The 7,834-nt window shown below is 40.4% G+C and carries 8 protein-coding genes; 5 read left to right on the top strand and 3 right to left on the bottom strand.

The window, feature by feature from the left end; genetic code table 11:
- Nucleotides 1–56: 56 nt before the first annotated feature.
- Entirely contained in the window at nucleotides 57–302 is a 246-nt protein-coding gene (locus tag AB4238_RS15895) for a CDP-glycerol glycerophosphotransferase family protein (protein ID WP_372034305.1), read from the bottom strand.
- 254 nt (nucleotides 303–556) lie between these two features.
- On the opposite strand from AB4238_RS15895, the gene mntA reads away from it, so the two are divergent.
- Together mntA and hepT are read left to right on the top strand one after the other, a co-directional pair.
- Entirely contained in the window at nucleotides 557–976 is a 420-nt protein-coding gene (gene mntA, locus AB4238_RS15890; RefSeq protein WP_372034304.1) for a type VII toxin-antitoxin system MntA family adenylyltransferase antitoxin, read from the top strand.
- Between the two features lie 3 nt (nucleotides 977–979).
- Complete coding sequence (hepT, locus tag AB4238_RS15885; RefSeq protein WP_372034303.1) at nucleotides 980–1,387, top strand: type VII toxin-antitoxin system HepT family RNase toxin; 408 nt, start codon at nucleotides 980–982, stop codon at nucleotides 1,385–1,387.
- Nucleotides 1,388–1,463: 76 nt separating this feature from the next.
- Here hepT and rfbC read toward each other — a convergent pair whose 3' ends face one another.
- A complete protein-coding gene (gene rfbC, locus AB4238_RS15880; protein ID WP_372034302.1) occupies nucleotides 1,464–2,015 on the bottom strand; it encodes a dTDP-4-dehydrorhamnose 3,5-epimerase in 552 nt (183 codons plus the stop codon).
- 151 nt (nucleotides 2,016–2,166) lie between these two features.
- Here rfbC and AB4238_RS15875 point away from each other — a divergent pair, with 151 nt between their 5' ends.
- The 3 genes from AB4238_RS15875 to AB4238_RS15865 all read left to right on the top strand — a co-directional run bounded on the left by AB4238_RS15875 (nucleotide 2,167) and on the right by AB4238_RS15865 (nucleotide 4,874).
- Nucleotides 2,167–3,570, top strand: coding sequence for an MBL fold metallo-hydrolase (locus AB4238_RS15875; protein WP_372034306.1), 1,404 nt, complete (start codon nucleotides 2,167–2,169; stop codon nucleotides 3,568–3,570).
- Nucleotides 3,536–3,709 (top strand): MBL fold metallo-hydrolase RNA specificity domain-containing protein, encoded by a 174-nt coding sequence (locus AB4238_RS15870; RefSeq protein ID WP_372034301.1) that lies wholly within the window; start codon nucleotides 3,536–3,538, stop codon nucleotides 3,707–3,709. The genes AB4238_RS15875 and AB4238_RS15870 overlap by 35 nt, the downstream gene beginning before the upstream one ends.
- 298 nt (nucleotides 3,710–4,007) lie before the next feature.
- A complete protein-coding gene (locus tag AB4238_RS15865) occupies nucleotides 4,008–4,874 on the top strand; it encodes a glycosyltransferase family 2 protein (protein WP_372034300.1) in 867 nt (288 codons plus the stop codon).
- A gap of 456 nt (nucleotides 4,875–5,330) precedes the next feature.
- Here the strand turns inward: AB4238_RS15865 and AB4238_RS15860 are convergent, their stop codons facing one another.
- Complete coding sequence (locus AB4238_RS15860; protein ID WP_372034299.1) at nucleotides 5,331–7,265, bottom strand: polysaccharide biosynthesis protein; 1,935 nt, start codon at nucleotides 7,263–7,265, stop codon at nucleotides 5,331–5,333.
- Nucleotides 7,266–7,834 lie beyond the last annotated feature (569 nt).

The raw sequence follows: 7,834 nt of genomic DNA, 5'->3' as shown, positions 1-7,834 counted from the left end.
TTGAATTGAAAAGGCTGAGAGGCTCTGAACCGGTCAAATACTTAATGCAATTGGTATTAGCCATTACCCTGCAAACGTAAGGCTTTCAGGGCCGATATCGGCCATTGAGCTGGCGTAGTTATACATGTTGCGGCAGTTTTGTTGATAATGGTTTTGTCGAAACGATAAAAGTTAATCGGGACATTGAGTGGTAGCACATCGATAAACAGCGATGAATAGTCACTGATGAGTAGATCGACACAATCAAGTAATCCGTAGACATCTTCCATGGCCGAAATATTGATGATGTTAGGGTAACTCACGCAAATCCAGTCAGCATCAATTAATGCGCTAGCAAGTCAGTTCCAAAGCAACTATTTAACAGTAAGCAAGATGTATTGGGGAGAATCAGCCAAAAGCTCGTTTAATGTGCTTGAGGATTGGATGGCTAATAGCGACTAGAGAAACATCAGTTTATACATAAAAGTACAGTAAAACAGCCCACTAAAGCAGACCATTCCCTCATCAGCACCTTCTCTGTTATGGTATACTGCTAAATTAACTCCCGAGTATAAACGTGAAGAAAGCCGCAATGTATCGATTAGATGAGAATGCATTAATCAGCAAAATTCAGGCTGAGCTCCCAAATGTAAAGTTAATTTATATTTTTGGCTCATACGCACAAGGGACTCAACATTCGCAAAGTGATCTCGATATTGCCGTTTTCTGTCCAAAAGCACTCGATAATGTAACTCGTTGGCAAATTGCTCAATCCTTGGCCGCTAAGCTTGATATTGATGTCGATCTCATCGACTTACATCAGGCATCAACTGTGCTATGCCAGCAAATCCTAACACAGGGTAAACGATTGTGGGGAAGCCAAATAGAAGATGATCGCTTCGCGGTAAAAACCATGTCGATGTATCAGCACTTACAACAAGAAAGAGCAATGATCTTAAAGGATTTTAAACGCTTAAACAGCAAAGGAAATTCATAGCCGATGAATGATGTATTAATCAACAAAATTTCTACAATCAAGCGCTGCTTAATCCGGATTAGCACTGTGTATGCTGATGGGGTAGAATTTAAAAACAATTACACCCAACAAGATAGTGTACTGCTTAACCTGCAACGCGCCTGTGAAGCATGTATTGATATTGCAAACCATCTCAATCGCCAACATCAATTTGGGATCCCACAAAGTAGCAGGGATAGTTTTACTCTTTTAGCACAAAATGAGGTCATATCAGCAGAGTTAGCTGATAAATTAAAGAAAATGGTCGGGTTAAGAAACATCGCAGTCCACGACTACCAAGAACTCAATCTCGACATTGTAGTGCATGTTATCACGCACAATTTGATCGACTTTGAACACTTCATAACTGCCATTAGCCGATTTAAAATATAGTGTTTCTAAAGCCCCCCAATAAACTCACTTAAAATATTGTGTCAGAAATCAGCTCACTAACGTTACGCGAACCTCATTAGAAGTGTATAGATTGCTTAGCGTTAGCATCCTTATCAGACAAGATTGGCATAACATTCTTTGCTAACGGCCAGTCAATCCCTATATTAGCGTCATCCCAAGCCATATGTCCTTCATCTTCAGGTGCATAGTAATCGGTACATTTATAGATGATATCGGCATAGTCACTTAAGGTCAGAAAACCATGCGCTAATCCAGGGGGAATATACATCTGTAAACGATTCTCGGCTGATAAAGTCTGCCCTGCCCACTGACCAAAAGTTGGGGAGCCTTGGCGAATATCAACTGCCACATCAAAAATCTCGCCACTAACAACCTGTACCAATTTACCTTGCGGTTTGGTTTGTTGAAAGTGTAGCCCGCGCAGCACATGTTTAGCAGAGCGGCTCATGTTCTCCTGCAAAAAATGAGGGGCTATAAGCCCTGCTTCAGCAAACAATGTCTTAAACTCGGACTCACGGTAGGTTTCCATAAAAAAGCCGCGCTCATCGCCAAATACCTTTGGTTCAATTAACAATATATCGGCGATAACAGTGGAGATAAGCTTCATCAATCAGCGTCCCATAATGAGTTTGAAAGTGAGTAATACGTTAAGCAACGCATTGAATAGATAGTGGCAAGAATATACATCCAATCACCGACATCTAGCTAATTTTATTTACGCTATAGTGAACACGTTGAACACATAAAAGGAGATCCCCCTGAAAATAATCCATCACGGCGCCGTTAATGGCGTCACAGGCTCATGCCACCAACTCGACATTAATGCTCATTCAAGCATTCTTATTGATTGTGGGTTATTTCAGGGCGCAGAAACGGCAGGCAAGACGGCGATTGAGCAGCTGCCGATAGAGTTTGATATCAGCAATATTCAAGCATTGATAGTGACTCACTGCCATATCGATCATGTCGGTAGAATACCCTATCTGCTGGCAGCAGGTTTCAATAAACCCATCTATGCAACGGTGGCAACAGCGGCACTATTGCCGATGGTCATTGAAGACGCGTTAAAAATTGGTGTCACCCAAAACCACCGCATGATAAAGCTTTATCTAAAAAAGCTTACACAACTTATTAGGCCGATTGAATACAACCACTGGTTTGCCTTAGAACTCGGCTCAGTCTCTTCTAACATCAGCTCCCCTGATACAAATAGCACTGCAAATGCCATTCACCAAGCTGAGATTACGTTAATAGAAAGCCCTCAAATACAAAGCACTCATATAGAAAGCTCCCAAATAGACAGGCGCTATACCCAAGCGAAAGCCAAATTCAGAGCCGCGGGGCATATTCTAGGCTCAGCCTATGTCGAGATAGAGCTGTTTGATAACGCTACGACGCTAGAAAAAGCAAAGCACAGCGCTAACCATAGAGTAGTTTTTTCTGGTGATTTAGGTGCAACTCACACACCATTACTCGCAAGCCCTAAAAGCCCCTATAGAGCAGACACTCTAGTGATAGAGTCAACATACGGCGATAAAAACCATCAAGGACGAAAACAGCGCAGTGAAAGCTTAAGAAAGGTAATAGAAAAGTCTGTAGCTGATAATGGCGTAGTATTGATCCCAGCCTTTAGTATTGGCCGAACCCAAGAGCTACTCTATGAGCTTGAACAAGTTATCCATCGGTATCAGAACAGGAGTGAAGTGTGGCGACAAATAGAAGTCATCGTCGACTCGCCCATGGCGGCAAAATTTACCGAGCACTATTTAGAATTTAAGACATTGTGGGACAAAGAAGCCAAGCAGAGATTAAGCCAACACCGACACCCTTTAGACTTTGAGCAGCTTTACACTGTAGGCAGTCATCAAGAGCATTTAGCCACTATAGAATACCTAAGTAAGCGCAATAAACCTGCAATCGTCATAGCAGCCAGCGGCATGTGCACTGGTGGGCGAATTCAAAACTACTTAGCTAAGCTATTGAGTAATCCAACCACCGACATCATATTTGTCGGTTACCAAGCACAAGGAACAACAGGCCGAGAGATCCAAACCTACGGCCCTAAAGGCGGTTACTGCATCATAGAGGGCAAAAGAGTCGAAATAAAAGCGGGCATACATACATACAGTGAGTGGTTACTCCGCCCACGCAGACCAACGTAACCTAATTAACTTCGTCAAAGGGATGCGAGTTAAGCCAACGCTTATACGTATCGTTCACGGAGATAATGAAGCTAAAAATGCTTTGGCAATGGAATACAAAAAGTTACTGCCAGATGCAAAAGTAGAGATAGGAACATGAAAAATTTGTAATTAATACCAATTGCATTAAGTATTTCCTAGACTCTCATAGTAACCAACACACTTGGAATAGACAGTAGAGCTAGCTGGTCGTAGGCAGAAGCTCTAACACAAACAACCAGGTGATCCATATAAACTCCGTTAGAAGTTTTGACGGCCAAGCGTATGTCGATTATGTCGAGAATCTAGGGTTCAACTAAAGTTCACAGACTTGATTTAAAAAAGAATGAACTATAAACTACTGAATAGTATGAAAAATATCATTATAAGCATCGTCAGCCAATATTAGAGTTTTAATTATGTTTATTACTATTGCCATCCCCATCTACAATGCTGAAAAATACATAGCACAAGCCATTCAATCAGTTTTAAATCAAGATCATAAGAGTTTTGAGCTAATCTTAATTAATGATGGTTCAACAGACAACTCAATGGCGATAGCACGGACTATTAGCGACCCTAGGATTAAAATAATAGACGATGGAGTAAATAAAGGGCTATCTGAGCGGCTAAATCAAGTCGTTAAACTGGCAAAATATGAACTCATAGCAAGAATGGATGCCGACGACATCATTCCTTGCGATCGAATTACAAAGCAAATAAAATTCTTAGCAGATAACCCTGAAATAGATCTTGTAAGTACCGGTTTAGGTTATATTGACAACAAAGGGGTGAATGATACTTTTATACCGAAAAAACAGATAGATATGACTCTAGATAAAATGCTAAATGGCAAGCATTGTATATGTCATCCAACATTATTAGTACGCAAATGCTGGTATCAACGCAATGTTTATGATCCTAAAATGAAACGGATTGAAGACTCAGAATTGTGGCTACGAGCCTATCTATCCAAAGATCTAAACGTCGGGTTTATATCAGACATCGGTTATTATTACCGTTCAGACAACACCTTATCAAAATCTAAATACCGTATATCTTTTACATCAAAAATATTAATGATTGCTAACAAAGATATATGCAAGCGACTTAAATCTAAATATATAGCCAAATATGCTTTAAAATTAATTGCTAACGAAATTATCTTTTTATTTGGCCTGCAATACCGCTTACTTTCACGTAATTCATCTAGTAACGCTGATATGAGTGTATCGATAAAATATAATAGTACTGTTACGATGATTGATAAAAATATGAGCAGCTAACGCTTTGGGCATTTATACCAATTGCATTAAAAGTTTGACCATTCTGCGGCAATTCAAAAATGCTGTAGGCAATTAGGTGGACTTAAGCTAACCGTTTCTCACGGCTCAGGCATCCTGCTGAGCTCTCGATATTGCTCCTACATTATTCTAGCTTCGACCATCCTTGGTCTCCTACCGCCTAAATCTGATCGCCAAAGAGGGCCGGATTGTTTTATGTGAACTGCTCAAATACTTAATACAATTGGCATACTAATTAAAAAGAACTATTTTCTACAAAGCACTAAGCACTAAGCACTAAGCACTAAGCAGCTTAACAGTGCCTATATGGATATTTACTTAATAGGCCTCTATCGACTTATCTTTCCAGATTTAGGCAATACTCTAACCGTCTTTATGCCAATTCAGCCATCAGTAATAACTGCTACGGTTTTTTACCCGAAAACCTGTTTGCCTTCATTAAGATGCAAAACTGACTACATTATCTTGGCGCAGTTCATTGTTTTGTTCTTGCATAAATAGTAGGTCACATATCCCATCTCTAGGTGCAAAACCAGTTGGAGCAGACAATAGAATATTTCTAATTTCTTCATGGTCAAAACAATGGCAAGCAGTATCCAATTTTTTCAAAATGACAGAGTAATCATTCCAAGACAAAAAGGCTTCAGAAGCAGTCATTATTCGCTCATGGTTTGTGCCAACCACATTTTCACCAATCAGCAACTCTTCATACAACTTCTCACCAGGTCTTAGCCCTGAAAATGAGACAGTTATATCCCCTTCAGGGTTTGAATCATCTTTTACGGTAAACCCACTTAAATGGATCATCTTCACGGCTAAATCAACAATCTTCACCGGCTCCCCCATATCAAGCACAAACACGTCACCACCCTTTCCCATTGCGCCAGCCTGAATAACTAACTGCGAGGCTTCTGGTATTGTCATGAAAAACCTAGTGATATCAGGGTGAGTAACAGTAACTGGACCATTTTTAGCAATTTGCGATTTAAACAAAGGAACAACGGATCCAGAAGAGCCTAGAACATTTCCGAAGCGCACCATACAAAAACGGGTATTGTGAGATTCTTTCGCTAATGCTTGTAAAACTAGCTCAGCCATTCGTTTTGTAGTGCCCATTACATTGGTAGGTCTAACCGCTTTATCAGTTGAAATAAGTACAAAGGTTTCGACGTTAGCAGCTATAGCAGCTTTGGCAGTATAAAGCGTACCAAACACATTATTGCGTACCCCTTCAACCACGTTATGCTCGACTAATGGCACATGTTTATAGGCTGCGGCATGATAAACAGTCTGGACAGCAAAAGATTGCATAATAGCTTGCACCCTGTTCATTTTTTGAACAGATCCCAGTAAAGGTAATACTTCAACTTCGATATTCAACGTTGATGCAATAGCAGAAAGCTCCCTATCGATGGCATAAAGCCCAAATTCAGAAAGCTCAAAAAGTATCAGTTTCTTTGGTGCGAGCTGTAGCACTTGTCTACAAATCTCCGAGCCAATCGAACCACCCGCACCAGTGACCATAACAACTTTATTAGTAATATTGCTAGACATAAGATCCTGACGAGGCGGCACAGCATCTCGACCTAACAAGTCATCTATTTCAACTTCTTTAATATCGGAGTACAGCTTTTTGCTACAGACGAGGTCATTCATTGAAGGGATCGTCATTACTTGCACCGCTAACGGCTCTAGCTTTTTAAGAATACTTTGCCGCTGGCTGCGACCAGCACTTGGCAACGCCAATAGGACTTTCGTTACCGATTTTTGCTTAATCAATTTGCGAATAATTGAAGGAGAATGTACATGTACGCCCTGTATAATCGTACCTTGCAACGATTCATCATCATCAACAAACGCAAAAGCATGATATTCGTGGCTTTGATTGAGCGAGGTTAATAATTGACGACCACTTACACCTGCACCATAAATAATGACAGCCTCTCCGAGCTTCTGCCTGCCATTTCCAATAACCGAGCGAATGAAAAAACGTGAACCACCAATCATGACAAAAGCAAAAAAAGCAAAAATAATCGGCACTGTTCGAGGGATGACCCAGTTAGCATAGTAAGACAGAATGACGAGAGATATAGCGGAAATAAAGATACCAATAACAATGGCTGAGAGCGCTTGCAATCCCATGTAACGTAACACTGCCCGATATAGCCCTAAACGGACAAATGCAAATACACTCAAGGGGAGAATAGATAGAATTAACAACCAATTCTCAGTAACCGCTAGCACTGAAAGTGAGTCCAATCTCACTAGCATCGCCAACCAAAATGCAGCCACTAACGAAATCATGTCAATGCAAACGCTAAGTATACGTTTATTACGCCTCTTTAGCGTAAATAAAATGTGTAAAGCAAACATAAAAAACATCCATTTAAAATAAATAATCAACTACAGATCCATCTGAGTACCAGTAGCTTAACAATGAATTCACATAAGATGCAAATGATACCACACGTCAAGAATTTGACTAGTTATAATGTTGTTGACGCACAGTTAAATCGACCACTGCAGCGAAGCGAATGAAAATGATGGGGTAACCACCCGATAACCCACCAGAATACTTCTAAAAGACGTTACTTCGCTGTCAAAAGTAACAGTACTGTTGTGGAGTATTTTAACAAACGAAGGCAATCTACGATTAACACCTAATTTGTATTCATCCACCAAGGGGTTATAACTTTAACCATTAGGAAGTTGTCAGCGTCAAATACTTACTGGTTTTAACGTTGACCAAAGAGTAATACCATTGCATTAAGTATTTGACCCGTTCAGAGCCCCTCAGTCTTTTCAATTCAAAGCGCATTGGTAAAGAAATGGTTATTCCCTTTTAAGCCAATGCAAAGCAGAAGTGGAAAGACTGAGGGGCTCACGTAGTGCGGGTTTCAAAACGCTGTATGCTTCGCTATGGGATTTGGATATAGAATAAC

The organism is Shewanella sp. 10N.286.45.A1 (assembly GCF_041470405.1).
Classification (GTDB): Bacteria; Pseudomonadota; Gammaproteobacteria; order Enterobacterales; family Shewanellaceae; genus Shewanella.
The sequence above is the reverse complement of the archived record's forward strand: the minus strand, read 5'-3'. Positions and strand labels throughout refer to the sequence as shown.